At 72.2% G+C, this 26,460-nt stretch carries 29 protein-coding genes and 3 tRNA genes; 20 read left to right on the forward strand and 12 right to left on the reverse strand.

The features are described from left to right. Positions 1 to 24: 24 nt before the first annotated feature. Together ACILQ5_RS06465 and ACILQ5_RS06470 are read left to right on the forward strand one after the other, a co-directional pair. Positions 25 to 1,227 carry a homogentisate 1,2-dioxygenase gene (locus ACILQ5_RS06465; protein ID WP_395657159.1) on the forward strand — a complete coding sequence of 401 codons (1,203 nt, stop codon included), beginning with the start codon at positions 25 to 27 and terminating at the stop codon, positions 1,225 to 1,227. Between the two features lie 12 nt (positions 1,228 to 1,239). Then, entirely contained in the window at positions 1,240 to 1,536 is a 297-nt protein-coding gene (locus ACILQ5_RS06470; RefSeq protein WP_395657160.1) for a DUF1905 domain-containing protein, read from the forward strand. A gap of 6 nt (positions 1,537 to 1,542) precedes the next feature. Here ACILQ5_RS06470 and ACILQ5_RS06475 read toward each other — a convergent pair whose 3' ends face one another. After that, positions 1,543 to 2,400 carry a hypothetical protein gene (locus tag ACILQ5_RS06475; protein ID WP_395657161.1) on the reverse strand — a complete coding sequence of 286 codons (858 nt, stop codon included), beginning with the start codon at positions 2,398 to 2,400 and terminating at the stop codon, positions 1,543 to 1,545. A 121-nt stretch (positions 2,401 to 2,521) separates the two neighbouring features. On the opposite strand from ACILQ5_RS06475, the gene ACILQ5_RS06480 reads away from it, so the two are divergent. After that, positions 2,522 to 3,493: a pirin family protein gene (locus ACILQ5_RS06480; RefSeq protein ID WP_395657162.1), complete on the forward strand. Its 972-nt coding sequence runs from the start codon at positions 2,522 to 2,524 to the stop codon at positions 3,491 to 3,493. A 68-nt stretch (positions 3,494 to 3,561) separates the two neighbouring features. Continuing rightward, positions 3,562 to 4,275 carry a flavodoxin family protein gene (locus ACILQ5_RS06485; protein WP_395657163.1) on the forward strand — a complete coding sequence of 238 codons (714 nt, stop codon included), beginning with the start codon at positions 3,562 to 3,564 and terminating at the stop codon, positions 4,273 to 4,275. Between the two features lie 18 nt (positions 4,276 to 4,293). Here ACILQ5_RS06485 and ACILQ5_RS06490 read toward each other — a convergent pair whose 3' ends face one another. Further along, positions 4,294 to 4,734 (reverse strand): CHRD domain-containing protein, encoded by a 441-nt coding sequence (locus ACILQ5_RS06490; protein WP_395657164.1) that lies wholly within the window; start codon positions 4,732 to 4,734, stop codon positions 4,294 to 4,296. 89 nt (positions 4,735 to 4,823) lie between these two features. Between ACILQ5_RS06490 and ACILQ5_RS06495 the strand changes: the two genes are divergently transcribed. After that, complete coding sequence (locus ACILQ5_RS06495) at positions 4,824 to 5,396, forward strand: DNA-3-methyladenine glycosylase I (protein WP_395657165.1); 573 nt, start codon at positions 4,824 to 4,826, stop codon at positions 5,394 to 5,396. Here the strand turns inward: ACILQ5_RS06495 and ACILQ5_RS06500 are convergent. Genes ACILQ5_RS06500 through zwf form a run of 4 tightly spaced genes read right to left on the reverse strand, consistent with a single transcriptional unit; the run spans position 5,380 to position 10,234 of the window. After that, positions 5,380 to 6,222, reverse strand: a complete 843-nt coding sequence (locus tag ACILQ5_RS06500; protein ID WP_395657166.1) for an alpha/beta fold hydrolase — start codon at positions 6,220 to 6,222, stop codon at positions 5,380 to 5,382. The two genes, ACILQ5_RS06495 and ACILQ5_RS06500, sit on opposite strands and share 17 nt — an antisense overlap. A 4-nt stretch (positions 6,223 to 6,226) precedes the next feature. After that, the gene (eda, locus tag ACILQ5_RS06505) at positions 6,227 to 6,859 is read right to left on the reverse strand and encodes a bifunctional 4-hydroxy-2-oxoglutarate aldolase/2-dehydro-3-deoxy-phosphogluconate aldolase (protein WP_395657167.1); all 633 of its coding nucleotides are present in this window, start codon (positions 6,857 to 6,859) and stop codon (positions 6,227 to 6,229) included. Beyond that, positions 6,843 to 8,714 carry a phosphogluconate dehydratase gene (gene edd / locus ACILQ5_RS06510; RefSeq protein ID WP_395657188.1) on the reverse strand — a complete coding sequence of 624 codons (1,872 nt, stop codon included), beginning with the start codon at positions 8,712 to 8,714 and terminating at the stop codon, positions 6,843 to 6,845. The genes eda and edd overlap by 17 nt, the downstream gene beginning before the upstream one ends. 8 nt (positions 8,715 to 8,722) lie before the next feature. Next, the gene (gene zwf, locus ACILQ5_RS06515) at positions 8,723 to 10,234 is read right to left on the reverse strand and encodes a glucose-6-phosphate dehydrogenase (RefSeq protein WP_395657168.1); all 1,512 of its coding nucleotides are present in this window, start codon (positions 10,232 to 10,234) and stop codon (positions 8,723 to 8,725) included. Positions 10,235 to 10,322: 88 nt separating this feature from the next. On the opposite strand from zwf, the gene ACILQ5_RS06520 reads away from it, so the two are divergent. Continuing rightward, the gene (locus ACILQ5_RS06520) at positions 10,323 to 11,510 is read left to right on the forward strand and encodes an ROK family protein (RefSeq protein ID WP_395657169.1); all 1,188 of its coding nucleotides are present in this window, start codon (positions 10,323 to 10,325) and stop codon (positions 11,508 to 11,510) included. A gap of 35 nt (positions 11,511 to 11,545) precedes the next feature. Here the strand turns inward: ACILQ5_RS06520 and ACILQ5_RS06525 are convergent, their stop codons facing one another. After that, positions 11,546 to 12,082, reverse strand: coding sequence for an LURP-one-related/scramblase family protein (locus ACILQ5_RS06525; RefSeq protein WP_395657170.1), 537 nt, complete (start codon positions 12,080 to 12,082; stop codon positions 11,546 to 11,548). A 237-nt stretch (positions 12,083 to 12,319) separates the two neighbouring features. On the opposite strand from ACILQ5_RS06525, the gene ACILQ5_RS06530 reads away from it, so the two are divergent. Beyond that, positions 12,320 to 12,700, forward strand: coding sequence for a DoxX family protein (locus tag ACILQ5_RS06530; protein WP_395657171.1), 381 nt, complete (start codon positions 12,320 to 12,322; stop codon positions 12,698 to 12,700). 41 nt (positions 12,701 to 12,741) lie between these two features. Then, positions 12,742 to 14,157 (forward strand): amidase, encoded by a 1,416-nt coding sequence (locus tag ACILQ5_RS06535; protein ID WP_395657172.1) that lies wholly within the window; start codon positions 12,742 to 12,744, stop codon positions 14,155 to 14,157. Here the strand turns inward: ACILQ5_RS06535 and ACILQ5_RS06540 are convergent. Beyond that, positions 14,147 to 16,078 carry a glycosyltransferase gene (locus ACILQ5_RS06540; RefSeq protein WP_395657173.1) on the reverse strand — a complete coding sequence of 644 codons (1,932 nt, stop codon included), beginning with the start codon at positions 16,076 to 16,078 and terminating at the stop codon, positions 14,147 to 14,149. The genes ACILQ5_RS06535 and ACILQ5_RS06540 overlap by 11 nt on opposite strands. Then, complete coding sequence (locus ACILQ5_RS06545; RefSeq protein WP_395657174.1) at positions 16,075 to 17,670, reverse strand: hypothetical protein; 1,596 nt, start codon at positions 17,668 to 17,670, stop codon at positions 16,075 to 16,077. Before ACILQ5_RS06545 ends, ACILQ5_RS06540 begins: the two co-directional genes overlap by 4 nt. Before the next feature lie 220 nt (positions 17,671 to 17,890). Here ACILQ5_RS06545 and ACILQ5_RS06550 point away from each other — a divergent pair. The 6 genes from ACILQ5_RS06550 (at position 17,891) to ACILQ5_RS06575 (ending at position 20,164) form a co-directional block, all read left to right on the forward strand. Then, positions 17,891 to 17,963, forward strand: a tRNA-Thr gene (locus ACILQ5_RS06550). 56 nt (positions 17,964 to 18,019) lie between these two features. Beyond that, positions 18,020 to 18,093: transfer RNA gene (locus tag ACILQ5_RS06555), tRNA-Met, on the forward strand. A 44-nt stretch (positions 18,094 to 18,137) separates the two neighbouring features. Next, positions 18,138 to 18,308 carry a 50S ribosomal protein L33 gene (gene rpmG / locus ACILQ5_RS06560; RefSeq protein ID WP_292677334.1) on the forward strand — a complete coding sequence of 57 codons (171 nt, stop codon included), beginning with the start codon at positions 18,138 to 18,140 and terminating at the stop codon, positions 18,306 to 18,308. 65 nt (positions 18,309 to 18,373) lie between these two features. Next, positions 18,374 to 18,772, forward strand: coding sequence for a MaoC family dehydratase N-terminal domain-containing protein (locus tag ACILQ5_RS06565; protein ID WP_395657175.1), 399 nt, complete (start codon positions 18,374 to 18,376; stop codon positions 18,770 to 18,772). Continuing rightward, entirely contained in the window at positions 18,769 to 19,146 is a 378-nt protein-coding gene (locus ACILQ5_RS06570) for a MaoC/PaaZ C-terminal domain-containing protein (RefSeq protein ID WP_395657176.1), read from the forward strand. Before ACILQ5_RS06565 ends, ACILQ5_RS06570 begins: the two co-directional genes overlap by 4 nt. Beyond that, positions 19,139 to 20,164, forward strand: a complete 1,026-nt coding sequence (locus tag ACILQ5_RS06575; RefSeq protein WP_395657177.1) for a UDP-N-acetylmuramate dehydrogenase — start codon at positions 19,139 to 19,141, stop codon at positions 20,162 to 20,164. Before ACILQ5_RS06570 ends, ACILQ5_RS06575 begins: the two co-directional genes overlap by 8 nt. Positions 20,165 to 20,189: 25 nt before the next feature. On the opposite strand, the gene ACILQ5_RS06580 is transcribed toward ACILQ5_RS06575, so the two are convergent. The 3 genes from ACILQ5_RS06580 to ACILQ5_RS06590 are packed head-to-tail and all read right to left on the reverse strand — an operon-like array spanning position 20,190 to position 23,034. After that, complete coding sequence (locus ACILQ5_RS06580) at positions 20,190 to 20,777, reverse strand: DUF4190 domain-containing protein (protein WP_395657178.1); 588 nt, start codon at positions 20,775 to 20,777, stop codon at positions 20,190 to 20,192. Beyond that, on the reverse strand, positions 20,774 to 21,820 hold the full coding sequence (locus tag ACILQ5_RS06585; protein ID WP_395657189.1) for an adenosine deaminase: 1,047 nt from the start codon (positions 21,818 to 21,820) through the stop codon (positions 20,774 to 20,776). The genes ACILQ5_RS06580 and ACILQ5_RS06585 overlap by 4 nt, the downstream gene beginning before the upstream one ends. Continuing rightward, positions 21,817 to 23,034 carry a pyridoxal phosphate-dependent aminotransferase gene (locus ACILQ5_RS06590; protein ID WP_395657179.1) on the reverse strand — a complete coding sequence of 406 codons (1,218 nt, stop codon included), beginning with the start codon at positions 23,032 to 23,034 and terminating at the stop codon, positions 21,817 to 21,819. The genes ACILQ5_RS06585 and ACILQ5_RS06590 overlap by 4 nt, the downstream gene beginning before the upstream one ends. Before the next feature lie 125 nt (positions 23,035 to 23,159). On the opposite strand from ACILQ5_RS06590, the gene ACILQ5_RS06595 reads away from it, so the two are divergent. The 6 genes from ACILQ5_RS06595 to rplJ form a co-directional block, all read left to right on the forward strand. Further along, positions 23,160 to 23,232 (forward strand) — tRNA-Trp (locus tag ACILQ5_RS06595). 41 nt (positions 23,233 to 23,273) lie between these two features. Next, complete coding sequence (secE, locus tag ACILQ5_RS06600) at positions 23,274 to 23,510, forward strand: preprotein translocase subunit SecE (protein WP_395657180.1); 237 nt, start codon at positions 23,274 to 23,276, stop codon at positions 23,508 to 23,510. Between the two features lie 25 nt (positions 23,511 to 23,535). Continuing rightward, positions 23,536 to 24,453, forward strand: coding sequence for a transcription termination/antitermination protein NusG (nusG, locus tag ACILQ5_RS06605; RefSeq protein WP_395657181.1), 918 nt, complete (start codon positions 23,536 to 23,538; stop codon positions 24,451 to 24,453). A 248-nt stretch (positions 24,454 to 24,701) separates the two neighbouring features. Beyond that, entirely contained in the window at positions 24,702 to 25,130 is a 429-nt protein-coding gene (gene rplK, locus ACILQ5_RS06610; protein ID WP_028637305.1) for a 50S ribosomal protein L11, read from the forward strand. 95 nt (positions 25,131 to 25,225) lie between these two features. Next, complete coding sequence (rplA, locus tag ACILQ5_RS06615) at positions 25,226 to 25,948, forward strand: 50S ribosomal protein L1 (protein WP_395657182.1); 723 nt, start codon at positions 25,226 to 25,228, stop codon at positions 25,946 to 25,948. Positions 25,949 to 26,251: 303 nt separating this feature from the next. Next, positions 26,252 to 26,460 (forward strand): 50S ribosomal protein L10 (gene rplJ, locus ACILQ5_RS06620; protein WP_395657183.1); only part of this gene is annotated, 209 nt, incomplete at its 3' end.

The raw sequence follows: 26,460 nt of genomic DNA on the forward strand, positions 1-26,460 counted from the left end.
TTCGACTATCGGACGGAGCGGGAGATGGTCCACTACCGACGGATCGGCACGGTCCCCCCGAAGCGGCACACCCAGCACCGGGACGCCGAGGGCCGGCTCTACTACGAGGAGCTGATGGGCGAGGAGGGGTTCTCCTCCGACTCCTCGCTGCTCTACCACCGCGGGGTGCCCTCGGCGATCGTGGCCTCGGAGGTCTGGGAGCTGCGCGACCAGACCCGGACGCCGAACCACCCGCTCAAGCCCCGCCACCTGCGGCTCCACGACCTCGAGACCGGCCCGGACGCCGTCACCGACCGGCGCCTCGTGCTCGGCAACAACGACGTACGGATCTCCTACGTCGTGACCGGGACCGAGCCCTCGCCGCTCTACCGCAACGCGACCGGGGACGAGTGCGTCTACGTCGAGTCCGGCAGCGGCGTCGTCGAGACCGTCTTCGGTGCCATCGGCTACCGCACCGGCGACTACGTGCTCGTCCCGCGGGCGACCACGCACCGCTGGGTCCCCGCCGAGCCGAGCCGGCTCTACCCGATCGAGGCCAACAGCCACGTCGCCCCGCCGAAGCGCTACCTCTCCCGCTACGGCCAGCTGCTCGAGCACGCGCCGTACTGCGAGCGCGACCTGCACGGCCCGGACGACGTCCTGCTCGCGGACGGCGCCGACGTCGACGTGCTGGTCAAGCACCGCACCAGTGCCGGCATCGTCGGCACCCGGATGACCTACGCGACCCACCCGTTCGACGTCGTCGGCTGGGACGGGTGCCTCTACCCCTACACCTTCAACCTCGAGGACTACATGCCGATCACCGGCAAGGTCCACCAGCCGCCGCCGGTGCACCAGGTCTTCGAGGGCCACAACTTCGTCGTGTGCAACTTCCTGCCGCGCAAGGTCGACTACCACCCGCTGGCGATCCCGGTGCCGTACTACCACTCCAACGTCGACAGCGACGAGGTGATGTTCTACGTCGGCGGGGACTACGAGGCACGCAAGGGCTCGGGCATCGGGATCGGGTCGATCTCGCTGCACCCGGGCGGGTACGCGCACGGCCCACAGCCGTCGGCGATCGAGGCGTCGCTGGGCGTCGAGGAGTTCGACGAGACGGCGGTGATGGTCGACACCTTCGCCCCGCTCGACCTCGGCGAAGGCGCCCTCGCGGTCGAGCACCCGGCGTACGCGTGGACCTGGGCCGGCCGCGGCGGCGACGACCCGGCGGTCTTCTCGAACAGCTGAGACCATCGGTCCATGGGCTGGTCCTGCGCGTTCGACGCCGAGCTCTGGGAGTGGGACGCCGCGCAGGACGGCACGTCGTGGGTCTTCGTCACCGTGCCGCCCGACGAGACCGAGGAGATCCGGCTGCGGTCAGGCCCGCCACGCGGGTTCGGCTCGGTGCGGGTCGAGGTGACCGTCGGCGGCACCACCTGGCGCACCTCGGTGTTCCCGGACGCTCGCGGCTATGCCCTGCCGGTCAAGAAGGCGGTACGCCGCGCCGAGTCCCTCGAGGGGGGGGACTCGGCGCGGGTCACGCTGGAGCTGCTCTGAACGGTGCTACGGGGCGACCGGCTGGTTGCTGAGCGTCTTGTACGTGTACGCGGTTCCGATGAGGACCACCGGCAGCGCCACGATCAGTCCGATGCCGCACAACAGCGCGCCGACGAACCACGCGACCAGGCTGATCAGGAACCAGAGGATCACGTTGCCGGCGTTGTTCTTCGTGAACTCGAAGCTGGCCTTGATCGCATCGATCGCACCGAGCTCCTGCCGGTCCATCAGGAAGTACAGCGTGTACGACGTGAAGAACGCGACCAGGAGTCCTGGGATCACGCAGAGGATGAACCCGACGAAGGTCGCGATGCCGATCAGCACCGAGGCGAGGATGACGTCACCGAGCTTGTGCGGCTTCAGGATCGAGGTGCCCTCGAGCTGCCGGCCGTCGGTGATGTCCAGCGCGGCGCGGACGATGCCCGCCCCGATGATCATCGAGATGATCCAGGTCAGCAGGCTGAACAGCCAGCTGACGATGTTCTGCGCGACGAAGATGCCGCCGCAGTCCTCGGTCTTGATGCCGTTGTCGGTGAACTCGACCTTCGGGTCGCACGCCACCGCGCGGCCGATGAAGAAGCCCACGACCTGGAAGAAGATGATCACCGCGACCAGGATCAGCACCGCGATGAGGATCTGGCCGATGTTGGCGGTGAACTTGTTCCAGCCGTAGGAGAAGGCGTTGCCGACGCTGTAGCCGTTGGCGCCCGGGTTGCCCCCGCCCGGCGGGGCCGGGGGAGGGGGCGGCGTGGTGCCGCCGCCGTACCCGCCGGCGGGATCGCCGTACGTGGGAGGCGGTGGCGGTGGCGGTGGCGGTGCTCCGCCGGCCGGAGGCTGTTCGGGAGGTGGTTCGTTCGTTGACATCCCATGCTCCTGTTCGTCCCAAGGAAGGCGTTCGCAACCTAGCGGTTCAGCGGCCTGGTCGGACAGGGTCCGATGGGGCTATTGCTGCGGGCGGTTGGGGTGCGCGCGGGACAATGTCCCGGTGAGCAACCTCGAGGACCGGCCCGAGGAGGTCACCGCCGGACCGGCGGTGACCCCGGGCGTCGAGATCATGACCCCCCGCGACGTGCCGCTCGGCGGCCCCCGGGCGATGCGGGTGCGGCGGACGCTCCCGCAGCGGCAGCGCTCGCTGGTCGGCGCCTGGTGCTTCGTCGACCACTACGGCCCGGACGACGTCGGCGACACCGGCGGGATGCGCGTGGCGCCGCACCCGCACACCGGGCTCCAGACCGTCAGCTGGCTGTTCACCGGCGAGGTCGAGCACCGCGACAGCGCCGGCCACCACGCGATGGTGCGGCCCGGGGAGGTCAACCTGATGACCGCCGGTCGCGGCATCAGCCACTCCGAGGTGTCGACGTCGTCGACGACGACCCTGCACGGTGCGCAGCTGTGGGTGGCGCTGCCGGACTCCCACCGGGACACGGCCCCGCGGTTCGACCACCACGCGCCGGCTCCGGTGACCGGCGAGGGGTGGGAGGCGCGCGTCTTCCTCGGGTCGCTGCTCGGCGACACCTCGCCGGTCCCCACCGCCACCCCGCTCGTCGGGGCCGAGCTGCGGCTCGCGCCCGGCACCACGTTGCCCCTCTCCGTCGACCCGGCCCACGAGCACGGCGTCCTCGTCGACGCCGGCGTCGTCGGTGTCGCGGGCACCGACGCCAAGCCGGCCGACCTCGCCTACGTCCCGCCCGGCCGCTCGACCGTCACCCTGACGTCGTACGACGAGCCGGTGCGTCTGCTGGTGCTCGGCGGGCCGCCGTTCGGCGAGCCGATCGTCATGTGGTGGAACTTCGTGGGCCGCAGCCACGAGGAGATCGTCGGGTTCCGCGCGGAGTGGCAGCAGCAGATCACCGACGCGGGGCTGGTCGACGGGCGGTTCGGCGTCCCGGTCGGCGAGCGCCTGCCGCCGATCCCGGCACCGCCGCTGCCCAACGCGCGGCTCAAGGAGCGCCGCTGACGCGACGTCACCGAACCGTCACGACGAGGCGGTTGCCGCCTTCGTCGCAGCGCAGGACAGTGGTCGCCATGACCGATGCCCCCGACTTCACCGCCCTGCGTGCGACCTTCGTGAACTGCACGTTGAAGCGCAGCCCGGAGCGCAGCCACACCCAGGGCCTCGTCGATGCGAGCGCAGCGATCATGCGCGCCCACGGCGTCGAGGTCGACGTGATCCGGTTCGTGGACCATGACGTCGCGACCGGCGTGTACCCGGACATGCGCGACCACGGCTGGGAGACCGACGCCTGGCCCGACCTCTACCCGGGGATCCTGGACAGCCAGATCCTCGTGGTGGCCGGGCCGATCTGGCTCGGCGACAACAGCAGCGTGACCAAGCGGTTCATCGAGCGGATCTACTCGCTGAGCGGGATGCTCAACGACGCCGGCCAGTACCTCTTCTACGGGCGCGTCGCCGGCTGCCTCATCACCGGCAACGAGGACGGCATCAAGCACTGCGCGCAGAACGTGCTCTACAGCCTCCAGCACGTCGGGTACTCCATCCCGCCGAACGCCGACGCCGGCTGGATCGGCGAGGCGGGACCCGGGCCGTCCTACCTCGACCCCGGCAGCGGTGGCCCCGAGAACGACTTCACCAACCGCAACACGACGTTCATGACCTGGAACCTGATGCACCTCGCGCGGATGCTGCGCGACGAGGGCGGCTTCCCGGCGTACGGCAACCAGCGCTCGGCGTGGGACGCCGGGACCCGTTTCGACTGGGAGAACCCCGAGTACCGCTGACCGACCGGGGACCCAGCGTCAGCGGTGCAGGGTCCCCTGGATCGCGCCCGCCGGGTAGGTCGAGTTGTGGACGTTGAAGTAGTAGGCCCCCGGGTTGTTCAGGATCCGTGCGATCGCCCGCTTGGACACCCCGGTGGCGCAGTGCGGGCCGCCGGTCACGGAGCCGCCGAGGTCGACGACGATCCCGCCGTCCGACACCCGGTGGATGTGGGCGGAGTCCGGGGTGGCGATGTGCTCCCAGGACACCGTGGCGCAGACCTTGTGGCGTGCCTTGTTCAGCGTGAAGTGCGCCTCGCCCGAGCCGTCGGGGTCGCCGCTGGGCCGCAGGGTCGCCTCGAGCCGCTGCACCGCGGCCCGGTGGGCGGGTGCGGCCTGCGTCGGGCTGAGGACCCCGGCGCCTGCAGCGACGAGCGCCAGACCGCTCGCTGCGACCGCCAGCCGGCGGAGGTGGATCGACATGGTGTCTCCCTTCATCGGTCCTGCTGGAGACACGGCCGGGGCGGCTCCGCGGTTCAGGGGCTGTCGGTGCGGTGCGCTTGGATGGCTGCATGGGACCGGTGGCCGGCGAGGACGGCGTCGCCCGCTGCCCCTGGGCCGGCGGCCCGGGGGCGATGCGCGACTACCACGACCGCGAGTGGGGCCGGCGGGTCAGCGGCGAGTCGGCGTACCTCGAGCGACTGACGCTGGAGGCGTTCCAGTCCGGCCTGTCCTGGTCGACGATCCTGGCCAAGCGCCCGGCGTTCCGCGAGGTCTTCCACGGCTTCGACGCCGACGCGGTCGCGGCCTTCGGGCCTCACGACGTCGAGCGGCTGATGCAGGAGCCGCGGATCGTGCGCAACCGGATGAAGATCGAGGCCGCCGTCACCAACGCGCGCGCCACGGTCGCGCTCCGCGACGCCGAGGGCCTGGAGGCCTTCGTGCTGTCCTTCGCGCCCGCGGACCCTCCGGGCTGGCGCGACACCACCGAGATGGCCACCACCTCGGCCGAGTCGACCGCGCTCAGCAAGGAGCTCAAGCGGCGCGGGTTCGCCTTCGTCGGCCCGACGACGATGTACGCGCTCATGGAGGCGATCGGGGTCTTCGACCCGCACCTCCTCGGGTGCTTCAGGAGAGGAAGCTGAGCACCGACGCCGCGACCTTCTCCGGCTGCTCGAGCTGCACGAAGTGCCCGGCGCCGCCGACGGTGGTGGCCCCGGCGAGCCGGGCCAGACCCGGCTCCAGGCACCGGTCCCGGTCGCCGTGGAGCAGCAGCAGCGGGTGCACGGGTTCCGCGAGCGCCGGTGTGATGCCCGGTCCCAGCAGGGCCCGGTAGTAGGAGACGACGGTCCTGGCGTGCTCCCGGTCCGGGACCGCGTCGCGCAGGTGGGCGAGGTCCTCCGTGGCGTCGTACCCGGGCGACCACTGCCGCCACAGCCGGGCGGCCAGCCGGTGGAAGTCGCGCTCGGCCAGACCGGGCACCTGGTTGAAGGCGATGTACCACGAGTGCAGCGGCTGGCGGACCATCGCGCCCGCCCAGGTGCCGAGCGTGCGCGGGGACGGGTTCATCGCCGGGAACGGCGGGACCGACAGCGCCACGTGCCGTGCGTACGGCGACGCGGGGTCGCCCGCGACCGCGTTGGTGGTGATCGCGCCCCAGTCGTGGCCGAGCAGCACCGCGCGGCCGTCGCCGCCGAGCAGGCCGTGAAGCGCCCGGGCGTCGGCGACCAGCGCGCGGACCGAGCAGCCGCCGTCGGTCGGGATGCCCGACGGCGCGTAGCCGCGCAGGTACGGCGCCGCGACCCGCCAGCCCGCGTCCGCCAGCAGCGGCGCCACCCGCCGCCAGGTCTGCGCCGTGTCGGGGAAGCCGTGCAGCGCGACGACGAGCGGGCCGTCGGCAGGTCCCCACTCGAGGACCCCGACGGCGTGGGTCGGCAGGCTGACGTCGTACGCGCGCGGCGCTGGGCTCACCCGGTCAGCGAAGCAGACCGGCGGCCTCCGCGGCGAGCTTCGCGACGCGCTCCCAGTCCCCGGACGCCACCGCGTCGCCCGGCGTGAGCCAGGACCCGCCGACGCAGCCGACGTTCGGCAGGGCGAGGTACGACGGCGCGCTGGTCGCCGTGATCCCGCCGGTCGGGCAGAAGCGGGCCTGCGGCACCGGGCCGGCGACCGCCTTCAGGAACGCGGTGCCACCGGACGCCTCGGCCGGGAAGAGCTTGAGCTCGGAGCAGCCCGCCTCGAGGGCGGCCAGCACCTCCGACACGGTGGCGACGCCCGGCAGGAACGGCAGCCCGGTCTCCTGCATCGCGTGCAGGACCGACCGGGTGGTGCCGGGGGAGACCAGGAACCGGGCGCCCGCGTCGGCGGCGAGCCGGGCCTGGCGGGGGGCCACGATCGTGCCGGCACCGACCAGGATCTCGGGCACCTCGGCCGTGATCGCCCGGATCGCCTCGAGGGCGGCGGGGGTGCGGAGCGTGAGCTCGATGGCGGGCAGCCCGCCGGCCACCAGGGCGCGGGCGATGGCGACGCCCTGCGCGGCGTCCTCCGCGACGACGACCGGGAGCACCGGCACCACGTCGAGGAGCGAGGACTCAGACGGGCTCGACAACGGGGACCTCCTGCGGCGGGACGGTGACGCCCGGGAACACGCTGGCGCCGGTCTCCGCGGAGCCGACGGTGGCGCGGAAGGCGGCGAACAGCTCGCGGCCGGTGCCCGCCCACTCGGCACCCTGGGGGGCGCGGCCGGTGGCCGGCCGGCGCACCAGCTCGTCGTGGTCGACGTGCAGGTCGAGGACCCCGGCGTCGGCGTCCACGGTGACCAGGTCGCCGTCCCGCACCCGGGACAGCGGGCCGCCGAGCGCGGCCTCGGGGGTCACGTGGATCGCCGCGGGCACCTTCCCCGACGCCCCGGACATCCGGCCGTCGGTGACGATCGCGACCCGCTGGCCCCGGTCCTGCAGCACCCCGAGGGCCGGCGTGAGCTTGTGCAGCTCGGGCATCCCGTTGGCCGCGGGGCCCTGGTAGCGGATCACGGCGACGAAGTCGCGGCCGTCGAGCTCGCCGGCGCCGAACGCGGCGAGCAGGTCGTGCTGGTCGTCGAAGACCACGGCGGGCGCGGTGACCCGGCGGTGCTCGGACCGCACGGCCGAGGTCTTGAGGACCGCACGTCCGAGCGGGCCGCGCAGCACGCGCAGGCCGCCGTCGGCCTGGACGGGGTCGGTGGCCGGCCGCAGGACCGAGGTGTCGAGGGACCGCTTCGGCCCCTCCTCCCAGGTCAGGGCGCCGGTGGTCGCGTCGCCGCGCAGCACCGGCTCGGTCGTGTAGTGGTGCAGCCCCCGGCCGGCGACCGTGCGCACGTCCTCGTGCAGCAGGCCGGCCCCGAGCAACGTGTGCACCAGGTAGGCGATCCCGCCGGCGGCGTGGAAGTGGTTCACGTCCGCCTCGCCGTTGGGGTAGATGCGGCACAGCAGCGGCACGACCGCGGACAGGTCCGCCAGGTCGTCCCACGTCAGCGTGATGCCGGCCGCCCGGGCGATCGCGACGAGGTGGATGGTGTGGTTGGTCGAGCCGCCGCTGGCGAGCAGGGCCACGCAGGCGTTGACCACCGCCTTCTCGTCGACCACCTCGCCGATCGGCGTGGGCTCGCCGCCGGCGCGGGTCAGCTCGGTCGCCCGGCGGCCGGCGGCCGCGGTGAGGGCCTCGCGCAGCGGTGTGCCCGGGTTGACGAACGACGACCCGGGCAGGTGCAGCCCGAGCACCTCCATCAGCAGCTGGTTGGAGTTGGCCGTCCCGTAGAACGTGCACGTCCCGGCCGAGTGGTACGACGCCGACTCGGCCTCGAGCAGCTCCTCGCGACCGACCTTCCCCTCGGCGTACAGCTGGCGCACCTTCGCCTTCTCGCCGTTCGGCAGGCCGGAGGCCATCGGCCCCGCGGGCACGAAGACGGTCGGCAGGTGGCCGAAGGACAGGGCGCCGATGAGCAGACCCGGGACGATCTTGTCGCAGACGCCGAGCATCAGTGCGCCGTCGAACATGTCGTGCGAGAGCGCGATCGCCGTCGACATCGCGATCACGTCGCGGCTGTAGAGCGAGAGCTGCATGCCGTCGCGGCCCTGGGTGATGCCGTCGCACATGGCCGGCACGCCGCCGGCAACCTGCGCGATGCCGCCGGCCCGCACGACGGCCTTCTTCAGCGCCTCGGGGTAGTCCCGGTACGGCTGGTGGGCCGAGAGCATGTCGTTGTAGGAGGTGACGATCGCGAGGTTCGGCTTGGTCCGGCCCCGCAGCGCGCGCTTGTCGTCGGCGCCGGAGGCCGCGAAGCCGTGCGCGAGGTTCGCGCAGGCCAGCCGGCCCCGTGCCGGCCCGGCCTCGCCGGCCGCCCGGATCCGGGCCAGGTACGGCTGCCGGCTCGCCGCGCTGCGCTCGACCACCCGCTCGGTGACGGCGGCGACGGTCGGGTGCACCTGCGGGCTCACCGGTCGGGCTCCTGCCAGGAGCGGCCGTCGCGCTCGAGGAGCGTCGTGGCGGCGGTGGGCCCGTCGGTGCCGGCCGGGTAGGGCTCGGGGCGCTCGGGCGAGGCAGACCAGCGCTGGAGGATCGGCTCGGCCCAGGTCCAGGCGGCCTCGACCTCGTCGCGACGCATGAACAGCGTCGGGTTGCCCTTGATCACGTCCATCAGCAGCCGTTCGTAGGCGTCGGGGAGCCGCTGCTCGAACGCGGTCGCGTAGCTGAGGTCCAGGGAGACCGGACGCAACCGGATCCCGCCGGGACCCGGCTCCTTGGCGGTCAGGTGCAGGCGCATGCCCTCGTCGGGCTGGACCTGGATGTGCAGTCGGTTCGGCGTCGTGACGCCCTCCGCGTTGGGGAACATCGGGTGCGGCGGGTGCTTGAAGACGACCACGATCTCCGAGGCCCGGCGGTCCATCCGCTTGCCGGTGCGCAGGTAGAACGGCACGCCGGCCCAGCGCCAGTTCTGCACCTCGGTGCGCAGCGCCACGAAGGTCTCCGTGCTGGACCCGTGGCCGTGCCCGACCGTGGGGCGGAGGTCGTCGGCGTACGACGGCACCTCGGCCCCGTCGACCAGCCCGGCGACGTACCGGCCGCGGACGGTGTCGTGGTCGACGTCGGCCGGCGTCATCGGCTTGAGCGCCTGGAGCACCTTGAGCTTCTCGTCGCGCACGGTCTCGCGCCCGACGTACGTCGGCGGCTCCATCGCGACGAGGCAGAGCAGCTGGAGCAGGTGGTTCTGCACCATGTCGCGCAGCGCGCCGGCGTGGTCGTAGTAGCCGCCGCGACCGCCGACGCCGACGGTCTCGGCGACGGTGATCTGCACGTGGTCGACCCAGTGCGAGCTCCAGAGCGGCTCGAGGAAGGTGTTGGCGAACCGGGTGACCAGCAGGTTCTGGACGCTCTCCTTGCCCAGGTAGTGGTCGATGCGGAAGATCTGGGACTCGTCGAAGACCCGCCCCACCGACTCGTTGACCTCGCGCGCGGACGCCAGGTCGTGCCCGATCGGCTTCTCGATGACGACGCGGGCGCGCTCGTCGACGACGCCGATCTCGTCGAGCCGCTGGCAGATCGCGCCGAACAGGGTCGGGGAGACCGCCAGGTAGAAGACCCGCACGGCCTCCTCCGGCTGCGGCCGGTCCTTGAGCAAGGCGTGGAAGCGGTCCCAGTCACCGGGGTCCTCGGCGTCCAGCATCAGGTGGTGCAGCCGGCCCAGGAATCGCTCGACGGCACCCTCGTAGAGGTCGCTGGGGTCGACGTAGGTCGCGAGCGCGGCGCGCACCTCCGCGCGCCAGCCCTCGTCGTCGAGGTCGGACCGGGACACCCCCAGCACCCGGTAGTCCTCGGGCAGCTGGCCCTCGAGGTCGCGGTGGTAGAGGGCGGGGAGGAGCTTGCGGAGCGCGAGGTCGCCGGTGCCGCCGAAGACCGTGAAGTCGCACGACCCGGGAAGCACGTGCGGTGCGGCAGCGATGTCCATGCCGACCACGGTAGGAAGGCCTTAGGCACAAAGCAAGCCCAAGTTACGCTTTTTCAAGATCAAAGTAGGGAGGTTTATGCTCTCGCCCATGTCCACGGGGGTCGAGTCGCGCGAGTCGGCGGCGCCGGCGACCGCCGGTGAGCTGCTCGAGCTGGTGCGCACCGGCCGCGCCGAGACCCGGTCGCAGCTGCGTCTGCTGACCGGTCTCTCGCGCACCGCCGTCACCGCCCGGGTGACGTCGCTGACCGGGGCGGGACTGCTGCTGATCGGCGAGGAGCTGGCCTCGACCGGCGGCCGGCCGCCCGGTGCGCTGGTCTTCAACAAGGACGCCGGCGTGGTGCTCGCCGTCGCGCTCGGCCGCTCGCGCAGCCAGCTCGCGGTCCTCGACCTGGACGGCCAGGAGCTCGCCGCCGACTCCCGCGACCACGAGGTCGGGATCGGCCCCGACGACCTGATGCCCGCGGTGGCGGACCGGCTGCGCGACCTCCTCGACGGCGTGGTCCCGCCCGTGCTCGGCATCGGACTGAGCCTGCCCGGCACCCTCGACCCGGTGCGCGGGCTCAGCATCGGGTCGCCGGTCATGTCGGGCTGGGACGGCGTCGAGCTGGCGCCGTACTTCGCCGACGTGGCCGACGCACCGCTCTTCGTCGCGAACGACGCCGACGTCCTGGCCCGCTCCGAGCTGCTCGGCGGCGCCGGCGCCCTCGAGGACGTCCTCGTCGTCAAGGCCTCGACGGGCCTGGGCCTCGGGATCGTCGCGGACGGAAAGGTGCTCAGCGGCCACCTCGGCGCGGCCGGTGAGATCGGGCACACCGTCGTCGATGCCGCGGGGGAGCTGCCCTGCCGCTGCGGCGCGACCGGGTGCCTGGAGACGATCGCCGCCGGCTGGGCGCTGGTCGCCCGGATGTCCGAGCAGGGGCACCCGGTCGGGCACGTCCGCGACCTCGTCGCCCTCGCCCTGCAGGGCGACTCCGCTGCGCGCGGGCTGCTGCGCGACAGCGGCCGGGAGCTCGGCGAGGTGCTGGCCGTGGCCATCAACCTGCTCAACCCGGCCGCCGTCGTGATCGGCGGCGACATGGCGGCGGCGTTCGACTTCTACGTTGCGGGCGTGCGCGAGAGCGTCTACCGGCGCTCGGCCCCGCTCGCCACCCGCGACCTGCAGTTCCTCCCGGCGACCCACGGCGACCGGGCCGGCGTCGTCGGCTGCGGCGCCCTGGCCCTCGACCACGTGCTGGCGCCGGTCGCCGTCGACGCGCGGCTCACCGCCGGGAGCTGACCCGGCGGGTCGTCCCCTCGGTCCGTCGGTGCCGGTCAGCCGACGTCGCGGGTCATCTGGTCGATGACGACGGTGATCGCCAGCGGCAGCACCGGGTCCTGCCCGTCCTCGACCTCGACGCCGTAGGTGTCGGCGACGCGGAACCAGCGCTTGGAGACCTCGGCGACCTTGCCGCCGTTCCCGCTGATCTCGTACTCGTGGTCGACGATGTTGCCGTGCACCTCGAGCTCGCCGCCCGAGGCCAGCTCGACCTTGAACCGCTCGCGCAGCGGCGTGATCATCGCCTTCTTCACCGTGGCGACGGTGTGCCCGTTCCCGTCCTCGATCTCCATCGTGTCGCGGACCCGCAGCTTGCGCTCCTGGATCTTGTACAGCTCGCGACCCGAGGGGTCCTCGATGATGAGTGTCTCGCGGACGCGCAGCGCCTTGCCGTTGACCTTGAGCACCCGCTGACCGCCGGTGTCCTCGATCCAGTAGTCGTCACCGATCGCGAACAGCTTCTCGCGCATCCGGTACGTCGTGACGCCGCGGCGTGCGTCGCGACGCTCCTCCCGCCTGTCCCTGAGTCCCATGCCCCCGATCCTTCGCCGGTCCGGCCGTTCCGTGATCACCCGGACCGGGCGAGGGCTGGACCACCCGGCGCCGCCGGGGACGTCATCCGACCTGGCTGCCGGGGCGACCACCTCGTATGACGTCGCGCCGGCGCCGCCGGGGACGTCATCCGACCTGGCTGCCGGGGCGACCACCTCGGATGACGCTGCGGTCGCCCGCGGCGCAGGGGTCGCCGGCCCACTCAGTAGGGTCGCGGCGTGACCGCGAACGTCTGGCTCTGGATCCTCGCCGGCTTCCTGGCCGCGATCTTCCTCGGCACCGGCCTGCTCAAGCTGACCCGCACGCGGGAGGAGATCGTCGCCGCCGGACTGACCTGGGCCGAGGACTACTCCGAGCCGGCCCTGCGGGCGCTGGGCTGGGCCGAGCTGCTGGGCGCCGTGGGGTTGGTGGTGCCGCCGCTGGTGGGTCTCGGCATCCTCACCCCGGTGGCCGCGACCTGCCTGGCGGTGCTGTCCGCGGGAGCGATCGTCGTCCACGTGCGCCGGCGCGAGTTCCTCCCCGACGTGGTCCGCAGCCTGGCGCTGGTGGTCATGTGCGTGATCGTCGCGGTCTACCGGTTCGGCTCGGAAGCCTTCTGAGACAGCCCTCCGGGACGGCCGTCCGCGGCTAGCCTCGCTCCGTGACCACGCGCCCCGTGACCCGAGTCCACGCCTTCGGTGACGACGCCCTCGGCGACCGCGACGCGGTCGGCCTGGTGACCGCGATCCAGGACGGCGAGGTGTCGATCCCGGACGTCGTCGAGGCCGCGATCTCGCGCACCGAGCGGCTCCAGCCCCAGCTCAACGCGGTGGCGTACGTCGCCTACGACCGGGCCCGGTCCGAGGCTCGCGACCCGCGCGGCGGCTACTTCGCCGGCGTCCCGACCTTCCTCAAGGACAACGTCGACGTCGCGAACATGCCGACCCAGCAGGGCTGCGACGCGTTCCGCGGCCGGCCGCTGACCGCGGACGGCGACTTCGCCCGGATGTTCCTCGCCACCGGCCTGCTGCCGATCGGCAAGACCCAGCTCTCCGAGTTCGGGTTCAGCCCGGCGGCCGAGCACCCGCGTCTCGGCCCGGTCCGGTCACCCTGGAACCTCGAGCACACCGCCGGCGCCTCGTCGGCCGGCACGGCCGCGCTGGTCGCCGCCGGCGCCGTGCCGCTCGCGCACGGCAACGACGGCGGCGGCTCGATCCGCATCCCGGCGGCGGTCAACGGGCTGGTGGGACTCAAGCCGACCCGCGGTCGCCTCGCCCAGGACAAGATCACCCGGCAGATGCCGGTGAAGATCGTCTCCGACGGCGTCCTGACCCGGTCGGTCCGCGACACCGCCGCGTTCCTCCGGGAGGCCGAGCGGGTCTACCGCGCGCTCTCGCTGCCGCCGATCGGCGACGTCACCCAGCCGGGCCGGGCCCGGCTGCGGGTCGCCGTGCACACCGGCGGGATCGGCCGCAGCGCGGCGCCCGAGGTCGTCGAGCTGACCCTCAAGACCGCGCGGCTGCTCGAGGAGCTCGGCCACCACGTCGAGCACGTGGAGCACCCGGCGCCGGCCACCGTGCCCGACGACTTCCTCCTCTACTGGTCGATGCTCGCGATGGCGATCGTGCGCACCGGGCGCCGCCAGCTCGGCCCGACGTTCGACGCGACCCGGCTCGACAACCTCACGCTCGGCCTCGACCGGCACTGCCGCACCAGGCTGCACCGGCTCCCGGGAGCGATCGCCCGCCTGCGCCGGCTGACCCGGCTCTCGGCCGAGTTCCACCGGCGGTACGACGTCGTGCTGACGCCGACGCTGGCCGAGACCACGCCGCTGGTCGGCCGGCTCGACCCGACCAACGACTTCGAGACCGTGATGGAGCGGATCCTGGAGTGGGTGGCGTTCACGCCGTGGCAGAACGCCACCGGCGACCCCGCGGTCTCGCTGCCCCTCGCGACCACCGCGGCCGGGCTGCCGCAGGGCATGATGCTCTCCGCCGGAGCCGGCCGCGAGCCGACGCTCCTCGAGCTCGCCTACGAGCTCGAGGAGGCCGCACCCTGGCCCCGGATCACCGGCTGACCCCGACCAGCTGCCGGTCCACGCCGGCGCCGAAGTCGATCGGCCCGCGGCTGTCGGGAGCCGCCTTGGCGACCTCCCGGCGGACCCGGTTGGCCGCGCGCGCGGCGGTCCGCCGGTCCGTGATCGCGTCGCGCCGCTGCTGGGCGGACGCCGTACGCAGCTCCTTGGCGGCTCGCCGGGACGCCTCGGCACGCTCGCGCGCAGCGACCCGCCAGTCCTCCTCGGCCGCGACCGGCGGCCCGGCGGCCAGGGGAGCGGGTGCCAGGGCGGGGAGCGGTGCGGCGTGCGGGTGCGGCTGCTGCGCCTCGATCTCGCGGTCCTGGAGCCACCGGGTGAAGGCGAGCCACCAGCGGCGGCGGCGCGTGGCGTAGCGGACCCCGTGCGCGGTCTTGTTCCAGGTCGGCCGCCAGTGCGGGAAGACCAGCTCGAGGGTCGCGGTCCAGCTCGCGGCGGACAGGAGCAGCCACCACGGCAGGCTGAGCGTCATCAGGTAGCGGATCGCGCCGAACTCGCGCCGGCGCAGCGCCGCCGCGATGGAGATCGACACGAGCAGCAGGTTGCCGCCCACGAAGATCAGCACCGCCGGGTAGAGCAGCGGGCCGGGGAACAGGTCACGGATGAACTGGGGGCGGTCGATCACGTAGGCGATGGTCAGCGCCCAGCTCAGCGGGGCCAGGAAGAGGGAGAAGTAGGTGCCACCGACCTGCATCAGGTAGGCGGTGAACCGCACCGGCCCCATCACCCGGGCGTTGCGCCAGGGCCGGCGCAGCAGGACGAGGGTGGTCTGGAGGAAGCCCTTGAGCCACCGGCTGCGCTGGTTGAGCGCGGCGAGCGGGGTGACCGGCGCCTCCTCGTCGGTCCAGCTGTCGAAGAGCGCGGTGGTGTACCCGTGGGCGGCGATCGCGCCCCCGAGCTCGGCGTCCTCGGTGACGTTCCACGGGTCCCAGGCGCCGGTCGTGATCGGCTCGCCCCCGAGGTCGGGCATCACCTCGGCGTCGAAGGCCACGTCCTGGAGCACGCTCGCCGGGAAGTGGTTCGACGTGCCGCCGAGCGGCACCGGCAGGCCGAGGTGGGACAGCCCGGCGAGCACCAGCTCGAAGTGCACGGCGTACTCGTTGCCCAGGAACCGCGAGCACCAGGTGCTCGGCCGGACGTCGTAGCCCTCCTGGTCGCGGACCACCTCGCCCAGGGGGCCGGTCAGCGGGGACTGGTTGGCGAAGACCAGGCGCGCCTGGACGCAGCCGAGCGGGTCGCCGCGCTCCTCGGCCGCACGGAACGTCTCGACCGCCTTGCGGAGCTGCTGCGGCTCGGGGCGGTCCTCGGCGTCGAAGATGACCACGTAGTCGCCGGTCGCGTAGCGCAGGGCGTGGTCGCAGGCCTTGGGCTTGCCGTACGGCCGCGCCGTCGGGGTCTCCACGATCTGGAAGTAGGGGGGCAGCGGGTAGGCGCGGGCGGCCTCGACCGTCGCCCGGTCCCGCTCCTCGAGGACCAGCAGGCACTGGAGCAGGTGCCGGGGGTAGTCGAGCGCCTCCATCGCGGCGACCACCGTCGGGATCATGTGCGCCTCGTCGTACATCGGGTGCAGCGTCGTGTAGCGCGGGAGCTCCTCGGTCGGCACCTCCACCCGCGGCGGGAAGCGGTAACGGCCCGCGGCCAGCACCAGGGTCACGCGGAGCCCCAGGTACGCGATGCTGAACGCCAGGGAGAGCGCGACCAGGACGCGCAGGGTCACCAGCGGGTCGACGACCAGGCCGATCACGACCGCCACCAGGACGACCGCTCCGATGATCCGCTGGCCGCGGGTCGTCGGCTCCTCCGCGGTCTCCCGGACGTACAGCGGGCGGTGACCCCGCTCGCGCGGGCGGATCCGGTGGCGGATCCGGACGATGGTGGCCGCCGGGCGGCTGCTCAGGATCGTCACGACGCCGCCTCCCGCCGCTCGTAGACGAGGAAGTGGTCGGTGCGCAGCACGACCCGGTACGCCGACATCGCCGGCGTGCCGTACAGGTTGTCGTACACGGCGTCGGTGTCGCCCTCGGTCGTGCGCATCACGACGACGTCGATGTCCGCCTCCTGGCCGGCCGGGTCGACGAGCGCGTCGCGCCACAGCGTGTCGCTGCCCTCGTAGACCATCCGCTCCTGGTTGGGGAACGCCACCCACTCGTTGGCGAAGGACTCGATGAGCAGGCGCCCCGTGGTGTGGTCCTCCACGAAGTCGCCGACCTCCCGCTCCTCGTCGTACGCCGCGTACGCCTGGGACGCCTCGAGGCTCGTCACCACGCTGTGGCCGTCGGTGGCCGAGGCGCTCGCGAGCCCGGCCCCGGCCAGCACCACCACCAGGGCGGCGCCCACCAGTCGCAGCGCGCGGGAGAGCAGCCGGCCCGTGCGCGGCACCAGCGAGACGGCGTAGCCGGTGAACAGCGAGATCGGCAGCAGCATCACGACCGCCATCCGCAGGTTGTAGAGGTCGCCGTCGATCTCGGTGACGCGCATCGGCTGGGTCCCCGAGTAGAGGCCGTAGGTGATGAACGCGCCGGCCGCCGCGGTCGTTAGGAACGTCGTGAACACGGGCGAGAGCCGCTCGCGCCACGCCATCAGCACCATCCCGACGGCGCCGCACAGCGCCAGCGGGAGCCCGATGGTGTCCCGGATGCCGAACGCGTAGGTCTGCAGGGACACCCGCAGGTCGGCGACCTGGCTCAGCTCCAGGTCCCGGGTCTGGTCGATGCTCGTGTACTGGCCGGTGAACCAGGCCAGCGGGTCACCGAAGATCACCAGGTCCCACACCAGCCAGAGGATGATCCCCAGGGCGGCGTACCCGGTGAACACCAGGACGTAGGCCTGCCCCGCGAAGTCGTGGCTGAAGAACCGGTAGCCCTTCACGAAGCAGATCTGCACGACCACTACGAGCAGGGCGAGGGAGAAGACCCAGGCCTCGTAGCGGACCAGCACCAGGAGCGTGCAGGTGACTGCGGCGAGCATCAGCCACCGGTGCCGCTCGGTCCGGTACCAGAGCAGCATCGCGGCGACCGCGGTCACCATGCCCAGGTACATCAGGGTCTCGCCCATCGGCGTCGACTGGAGGTAGAGCGCGTTGGCGTTCAGCCCGTAGACGGCGGCGGCGACCCAGCCGGCCAGCCGGTCGCGGGTCGCGACCCGCACGGCGACGTACAGCCCGAGGACGGTGCCGACGTAGGCGAGCATCGAGAACACCGAGCCGGCGAGCCCGGACAGGTAGAGGTCCTTGTTCCAGGCCAGCGTCGCGATCAGCAGGTGGGGGAGGGGCAGCCAGATGCCGCCGAGCTGACCGAACCCGGGGTGCTGCCCCACGACCAGCCGGCGCCCGATGAGCAGGTGGGAGAGCGCGTCCTTGTAGCCGAGGACGGTGCCCAGGTCGCGGAACCACAGGTAGGCGGCGGCGGAGGCCAGCAGCGCCAGGGCGACCAGCACCCAGGCATCGGCCTTCCATGATCGCGACACCATGCCCCCCGGCGTGCCACTCACCTGCTCCATGCGTTCCGGACAGCGTCCGTCCCGCCCCCGTCCATGATGCCTCGCCGACGGGGACGGGACCCGGGTTTTCACCGGACCGGGTCGGACGTGACTGGACCGCGCCGACCGGCTCCGCCGGAGGCCGGGAAGGGGCCCGGACAGGGCTCCCGGAGGTCCGGACGCAGCGCTCCCAGGTGCGATTTCTCGATCCCGGAGGCGATGTGTATCGTTCTCCGTCGTTGCCCCTTTAGCTCAGTCGGCAGAGCGTCTCCATGGTAAGGAGAAGGTCTACGGTTCGATTCCGTAAAGGGGCTCTGGGCAGGCGCCTAGGGTGGACCGGCTACGCTGGTCCGCGCAGTCGTGCCCTCGTGGCGGGGTAGCTCAGGTGGTTAGAGCACACGGCTCATAATCGTGGTGTCGCGGGTTCGAGTCCCGCCCCCGCTACTCAGAACGAGCGACTCCCGTACCAACCTGCAGAAGGACTTCCCGTGGCCAGCAAGAGCTCCGACGTTCGCCCCAAGATCACGCTCGCCTGCGTCGAGTGCAAGGAGCGGAACTACATCACCAAGAAGAACCGCCGCAACGACCCCGACCGCATGGAGCTGGCGAAGTTCTGCCCGCGCTGCCGCAAGCACCAGCCGCACCGCGAGACGCGCTGACGCCGACCGCTCCTCCGTCCGACCCGTCCGGTCCTCCGGGCGGGTCGACGTCTATGTTGGGGCCCATGCCTGTGGACCAGTCGCTCGTCGGCCGGGTCTTCCCGCCCACCCCGGCGCACGTCGTCACCGAGGAGCGGATCGCCGCCTTCGTCGCCGCCACCGGGGGCGAGTACGCCGGCGGCCCCGCTCCGGCCACCTTCCCCATCGTGCTCGCCTTCGACGCGATGAACGCGTTCCTCGAGGCCGAGCAGGTCGAGCTGCACCGCATCGTGCACGGCGAGCAGCGGTTCACCTACGAGCGCCCGGTGGTGCCCGGCGACGAGCTCGTCGCCACGCTCACGGTCAGCAGCCTGCGCCAGATCGCGGGCAACGACATCATCGGCACCACGAGCGCGATCACCGACGCATCGGGCGCCCTGGTGTGCTCCACCAGCGCCACCCTGGTCCACCGGGGGCCCGCATGACGCTCGCCACGCAGACCTACACCGTCACGCGCGCCGACCTGGTGCGCTACGCCGAGGCCAGCGGTGACCACAACCCGATCCACCAGGACGAGGAGGTCGCCCGCAGCGTCGGCCTGCCCGGGGTGATCGCCCACGGCATGTACACGATGGCGCTCGCCGCCCGCGCGGTCGAGGCGTGGTTCCCCGGCGCCGAGGTCGTCAGCCTCGGCTGCAAGTTCACCAGCCCGGTCGTCGTACCGGCCGAGGGCGGCGTCGACGTCGAGGTCGCCGGCGAGGTCAAGGACAGCACCGACGGCCTCACCACGGTCGCGCTCACCGTGGCCTGCGCCGGCCAGAAGGTCCTCGGCATGCCGAAGGCCGTGGTCCGTGCCTGAGCGGCTCGCCGACCACACCACGCTCCGCCTCGGCGGGCCCGCCGCGCGCTGGGTGCGGGCCACCACCGAGGAGGAGCTGATCGAGGCGGTCGGCGCCGCGGACGCCGCGGGCGAGCCGCTCCTCGTCCTGGGCGGCGGCAGCAACCTGGTGGTCGCCGACGACGGGTTCCCCGGCACCGTGGTCGAGGTCGCCACCGTGGGGGTCCGCACGGACGTCGACGACCCCGACGCCTGCGGCGGCGTGCTGGTCACGGTCGCGGCGGGGGAGGGCTGGGACGACCTGGTCGCCCTGGCGGTCGACCGCGGGTGGTCCGGCGTGGAGGCGCTGTCCGGCATCCCCGGCTCGGTCGGGGCCACGCCGATCCAGAACGTCGGAGCCTACGGCCAGGAGGTCGCCCAGACGATCGCCTCGGTGCGGGTCTGGGACCGGACCCTGCGTGGCGTGCGCACCTTCGCCAACGCCGACTGCGGCTTCGGCTACCGCACCTCGCGGTTCAAGGCGGACCCGGCACGGCACGTGGTCCTCTCGGTGACCTTCCAGCTGCGGCCCGGCTCGCTCGGTACCCCCGTCGCCTACGCCGAGCTCGCCCGGACGCTCGGCGTCGACGTCGGGCAGCGGGCGCCGCTCGCCGAGGTGCGTCGGGCGGTGCTCGGCCTGCGCGCCGGCAAGGGCATGGTGCTCGACGCCGCGGACCACGACACGTGGAGCGCCGGCTCGTTCTTCACCAACCCGGTCGTGCCCGCCGACGCCCTGCCCGCGGGTGCCCCGGCGTGGCCGCAGCCCGACGGCGCCGTGAAGACGAGCGCCGCGTGGCTGATCGAGCACGCCGGGTTCCACAAGGGCCACGGCAACGACCGGGTCGCGCTCTCCGCCAAGCACACGCTCGCCCTCACCAACCGCGGCGGGGCGACCGCGGCCGAGCTGCTGGCGCTGGCGCGTGAGGTGCGCGACGGCGTCGAGGCCCGCTTCGGGATCCGGCTCGTCAACGAGCCGGTGCTCGTCGGCTGCTCCCTCTGACGAGCCCGGACGGCGACCGCGGCGCTCAGGTGTTGTTGTAGGTCGTCGTCGACGACGAGTCGCTGGCGATCGCGAGCGCGATGATCCCTGCGAAGAACAGGATGCCGAGGATCAGCAGCACCGTCCCGATGATGCCCATGATCTTGCCGGAGCTCGCTGAGCCGCGACCGCCGTAGACGCCCGGGTTCTCGTCGATCTCGCGGACCGCCTTGCTGCCCACCGCCCAGGCGAACGGCGAGAGCACCAGGGTGATGCCGCCGCAGGTCGCGACGCCGGCCAGCCCGATGATCCCGAGCACCATCGCGGTGTTCGACGACGGGTGGTTGGGCAGCGGCGGGGTGTAGCCGTAGGGCGTCTGCGGCTGCTGGCCGTAGGGCTGGCCGTACGGCTGCTGGGCATAGGGCTGCTGGGCGTAGGGCTGCTGCTGGTACGGGTTCTGCTGGTACGCCGGCTGGCCGTACGGCGGCTGCTGCGGCTCGCCGTAGGGCGGCTGCGGGTACTGCGGCTGGCCGTAGGGCGGCTGCTGCGGCGGCTGCTCGGGCTGCGCCGGGGTGCCGTACGGGTTCTGCGGGTCGTAGGGGTTCGGGCCCGGGGGCTCGGGCTGATCGCTCATGTCCCCATCCTCGCAGGCCCGGCCGGGTCCGTGGCCAGCCACCGGTCGATGCCGGCGAGGATCTCGGTCCGGACGGCGTCGGGGGCACGCGAGGCCCGCACCGACATCCGGGCGAGCTCGGCGAGCTGCCGGTCCTCGAGGTCGTGCGCGGCCCGCATCGTGGCGTACTGCCCGGCCAGCCGGGAGCCGAAGAGCAGCGGGTCGTCCGCGCCGAGGGCGACCTGGGCGCCGGCCTCGAGCAGGGTGGGCAGGGGCACGGAGGTCAGGTCGGAGTAGACCCCGAGCGCGACGTTCGAGACCGGGCAGACCTCCAGCACGACCTCGGCCGCCACCACCCGCTCGAGCAGCGCCGGGTCCTCGGCGACCCGGACCCCGTGGCCGAGCCGCTGGGCTCCCAGCTGGTCCAGGCAGACCCGGATGTGCTCGGGCCCGCGCAGCTCGCCTCCGTGCGGCACCAGCAGCAGGCCGGCACGCTCGGCGATCCGGAACGCGGGCGCGAAGTCCGCCGTGCTGCCGCGCCGCTCGTCGTTGGAGAGCCCGAAGCCGACGACCCCGCGGCCGGCGTACTGCCCGGCGAGGCGGGCGAGGGTGCGGGCGTCGAGGGGGTGTCGCGTGCGGTTCGCCGCGATGACGACCGCGATCCCGAGCCCGGTGGCGGCCGCCGCGTCCCGCACCGCGTCGAGCACCAGGTCGGTGAACGCGGTGATCCCGCCGAACCTCGCGCCGTAGCCGCTCGGGTCGACCTGGATCTCCAGCCAGCGGCCGCCGTCGGCGACGTCGTCCTCGGCCGCCTCGAGCACCAGCCGGCGGACGTCGGCCTCGGTGCGTAGGACCGACCGCGCCACGTCGTAGAGCCGCTGGAAGCGGAACCAGCCCTTCTCGTCGGCCGCCGACAGCCGGGGCGGCCACTCCTCCACGAGCTGGTCGGGCAGGGCGATGCCGTCGCGCTCCGCGAGCTCGAGCAGCGTCGAGTGCCGCATCGAGCCGGTGAAGTGCAGGTGCAGGTGGGCCTTGGGGAGGGCGTGGAGGTCGCGCACCCTCAGGCGAAGAGCTTCTGCAGCCGCGTGACGCCCTCGACCAGGTCGTCGTCGCCGAGCGCGTAGGAGAGCCGGAGGTAGCCGGGGGAGCCGAAGGCCTCGCCGGGCACGACGGCCACCTCGGCCTGGTCGAGGATGTACTCGGCGAGGTCGGCGGAGCTGTCGATCCGGCGGCCGCCGTACTCCTTGCCGAGCAGCCCCTTCACCGACGGGTAGGCGTAGAACGCCCCGCCCGGGGTCGGGCACACGACGCCGTCGATCTCGTTGAGCATCGCGACGATCGTGCGCCGGCGCCGGTCGAAGGCCGCCTTCATCTCGTCGACGGCGGTCAGGTCGCCCTCGAGGGCGGCCAGCGCGGCGCGCTGGGCCACGTTGGCGACGTTGGAGGTCGCGTGCGACTGGAGGTTGGTGGCCGCCTTGACCAGGTCGGCGGGCCCGATCATCCAGCCGACCCGCCAGCCGGTCATCGCGTAGGTCTTGGCGACGCCGTTGACGACGACGGTGTGGTCGGCCAGCTCGGGGCAGAGGACGGGCAGCGACCCGGTCTCGATGCCGTCGTAGACGAGGTGCTCGTAGATCTCGTCGGTGAGCACCCACAGCTGGTGCTCCTCGGCCCAGGCCCCGATCGCGCGGATCTCGTCGGCGGTGTAGACGGCGCCGGTCGGGTTGGACGGCGAGACGAACAGCAGGACCTTGGTCCGGTCGGAGCGGGTGGCCTCGAGCTGCTCGACGGTCACCTTGTAGTCCTGGGTCTCGTCGGCCAGGACCTCCACGGCGACGCCGCCGGCGAGCTGGATCGCCTCGGGGTAGGTCGTCCAGTAGGGCGCCGGCACGATCACCTCGTCACCCGGGTCGAGCATCGTGGCGAACGCCGCGTAGATGGCCTGCTTGCCGCCGTTGGTCACGAGCACCTGGGCGGGCTCGACCTCGAGGCCGCTGTCGCGCCGGGTCTTGGCGACGATCGCCTTCTTCAGCTCGGGGAGGCCGCCGGCGGGGGTGTAGCGGTGGTTCTTCGGGTCCCGGGCCGCGTCGACCGCCGCCTCGACGACGTAGTCGGGCGTCGGGAAGTCCGGCTCGCCGGCGCCGAACCCGATCACCGGTCGCCCCTCGGCCTTGAGCGCCTTGGCCTTCGCGTCCACCTTCAGCGTCGCGGACTCGGCGATGGCGCCGATCCGGCGGGAGATGCGGCGCGAGCGGGGGGAGGAGCCGTCGGAGGTCATGGCCTCATCGTAGGGCGGCCGCGCGGGTCTCCCGAAGCCGGTTTGGACTCGACCTCGCCCCACCCCGTAGACTCGCGGCTGGTGGTTCTCCCACAGGATCAGTCCTGCCCGGGAGACCCCGGCGAAGGGCACTAGCTCAACTGGCAGAGCATCGGTCTCCAAAACCGAAGGTTGGGGGTTCAAGTCCCTCGTGCCCTGCAAGGTCGGCCAACAGGTCGCAACGACGAGAGGTGGAGGACGTGCCGGACAGCAAGGCAATCCGCGGCGCACGCGGCAAGCCCGGCCACAAGCGCACCAGCATCCCCGTGTTCTACCGCCAGGTGATCGCGGAGCTCCGGAAGGTGGTCTACCCGACCCAGGAGCAGCTGGTCACGTACTTCATCGTGGTCATGGTCTTCGTCGTCGCGATGATGGCCTTCGTGTCGGCGCTCGACCTGGGCTTCGGCAAGCTCGTGTTCAAGGTCTTCGCGGGCTGACCGGCCGCACACCTACGAGAAGTTGATGGAGCAGTACGTGTCTGAGCAGGACTACGACCCGGCGCAGCCCGAGGAGGCGGCCCCCGCGGTCGACCCGACCCTCGAGGACCAGTACGGCGAGCCGAACGACGGCCCCGAGGTGGAGGACGACCCCCGCCTGGACGCCGAGGTCACCGACGAGGACACCGACGGGGCCATGGGCCTCGACGACACCCACGACGGCCACGCCACCAGCATCGAGATGTCGGTGGCCGAGGGCGACGAGGGCCCGGACGCCGCGTCGGAGGAGTCCGACGAGTCCGAGGACCCCGACGCCAACGACCCGCTCGAGATGTTCCGCCGCGAGCTGTGGGCCAAGCCCGGTGACTGGTTCGTCGTGCACACCTACTCCGGCATGGAGAACCGGGTGAAGTCGAACCTCGAGAACCGCATCATCTCCCTCAACATGGAGGACTACATCCACGAGATCGTGGTCCCCACCGAGGAGGTCGCGGAGATCAAGAACGGCCAGCGCAAGATGGTCAAGCGCACCGTGCTCCCCGGCTACGTGCTGGTCCGCATGGACCTCACCGACGAGTCGTGGGCCGCGGTCCGCCACACCCCCTCGGTGACCGGGTTCGTCGGCCACAGCCACCAGCCGGTCCCGCTGTCGATGACCGAGGTCGAGAACATGCTCGCGCCCGCCGTCGTCGCCCGCGCCGAGGCCGAGGCGATGGCCGCCGGCACCCCGTCCACCTCCGGTGGGGCGGTCGCCAAGAAGCCGGTCGAGGTGGCCGACTTCGACGTCTCCGACTCCGTCATGGTCGTCGACGGCCCGTTCGCCACGCTGCACGCGACGATCACCGAGATCAACGCGGAGTCGCAGCGGGTCAAGGCGCTCGTCGAGATCTTCGGTCGCGAGACCCCCGTCGAGCTGTCGTTCAGCCAGATCCAGAAGGTCTGAGCCCGTGCCCGGAGCTTGCTCCGGGCACGAGAGGCGAAGAGGTTGAGGAGCGTCGGCTCGGATCGCGCGGAGCGCGGGACGAGCGACGCGTCTCGAAACCCGGTGGGACGAGAAGCAGCCCGGACCACTGCGATTTCGTCAGACGCGAGAAGCGCAGCACAATAGGACAGTTGCCCTCGGGCGACAGCAGGTGGCAGAGGCGCACGACGTACGCCTCGTCATGACCACGAGGAAGAAAGAGAAGCAGCATGCCTCCCAAGAAGAAGATCGCCGCACTCGTCAAGGTGCAGCTCCAGGCCGGTGCCGCGACGCCGGCTCCGCCGGTCGGTACCGCCCTCGGTCCGCACGGCGTGAACATCATGGAGTTCTGCAAGGCGTACAACGCCCAGACCGAGTCGATGCGCGGCAACGTCATCCCGGTCGAGATCACCATCTACGAGGACCGGTCCTTCACCTTCATCACGAAGACCCCGCCGGCCGCCGAGCTGATCAAGAAGGCCGCCGGCCTGCAGAAGGGCTCCGGCGTCCCGCACAAGGAGAAGGTCGGCAAGCTGACCAAGGACCAGGTGCGCGAGATCGCCCAGACCAAGCTGCCGGACCTCAACGCCAACGACATCGACGCAGCGATGAAGATCGTCGAGGGCACCGCCCGTTCGATGGGCGTCACGACCGACTGAGCTCGCCCCTCCGCGAACCCAGCCCCTCAGCAACTCACGTGGGAGAGCCGCGCTGGCTCGTCGAAGACCACGTCCTCCGAAAGTAGGAACACATCATGCAGCGCAGCAAGACCTACCGCGCGGCCGCCGAGCAGTTCGACAAGGACGAGCTCCACGCCCCGCTGGACGCGATCAAGATCGCGAAGACCACCAGCAAGAAGAAGTTCGACGAGACCGTCGACGTCGTCATGCGCCTCGGCGTCGACCCGCGCAAGGCCGACCAGATGGTCCGCGGCACCGTCAACCTCCCGCACGGCACCGGCAAGACCGCCCGCGTGCTCGTGTTCGCGAACGCCGACAAGGCCGAGGCCGCCCGTGAGGCCGGCGCCGACGTCGTCGGTGGCGACGAGCTGATCGAGAAGGTCGCCGGTGGCTGGCTCGACTTCGACGCCGTCGTCGCGACCCCGGACATGATGGGCAAGGTCGGCCGCCTCGGCCGCGTGCTCGGCCCCCGTGGCCTGATGCCGAACCCGAAGACGGGCACCGTGACGCCGGACGTCACCAAGGCCGTGACCGACATCAAGGGCGGCAAGATCGAGTTCCGCGTCGACCGGCACGCCAACCTCCACTTCATCATCGGCAAGGCGTCCTTCTCCGAGGTCGCCCTCGCCGAGAACTACGCCGCGGCGCTGGAGGAGGTGCTCCGTCTGAAGCCGGCCAGCTCGAAGGGCCGCTACATCAAGAAGGTCACCGTCTCCACGACGATGGGCCCGGGCATCCAGGTCGACCCGAACCGCACCAAGAACGTCGCGGTCGAGGACGAGTCCGCAACCGCCTGACCTCCAGCTCCACCCGTACGCCGGCCTGCCAGGTCCTCCTGGCGGGCCGGCGTCGTCGTGCGGGGGGTGCCCGATTTGGCGGGCACCCGGCCCGCGCCGTACTGTTCTCCTCGTAACCAGAGACCGCCGGTGGTCAGGCTGCGCCAGCAGCAGGACCGAAGGTTCCGCGGAGATGCGGACGGCCAGCGCAGGTCACAGAGCAGGACCGGCCGTGTGCCGGGACCAGACGCCCTGAGCCTGTGCTCGGGGCGTTCGTGATTTCCGGTGGGCCCGGAGCGGCGGTCGACCACCGGAAGGAGACCCATGGCGCGGGCAGACAAGCAGGCAGCCGTCGCGGAGATCGTTGACTCGTTCAACGACAGCGCCGGCGCCGTGCTGACCGAGTACCGCGGTCTCACCGTGAAGCAGCTGCAGGACCTGCGGCGCTCACTCGGCGAGAACGCCAACTACGCCGTGGTCAAGAACACGCTGGCCAAGATCGCCGCCACCGAGGTGGGCATCTCCGGCTTCGA

Origin of the sequence: Nocardioides sp. (assembly GCF_044226305.1) — a bacterium.
Classification (GTDB): Bacteria; Actinomycetota; Actinomycetes; order Propionibacteriales; family Nocardioidaceae; genus Nocardioides.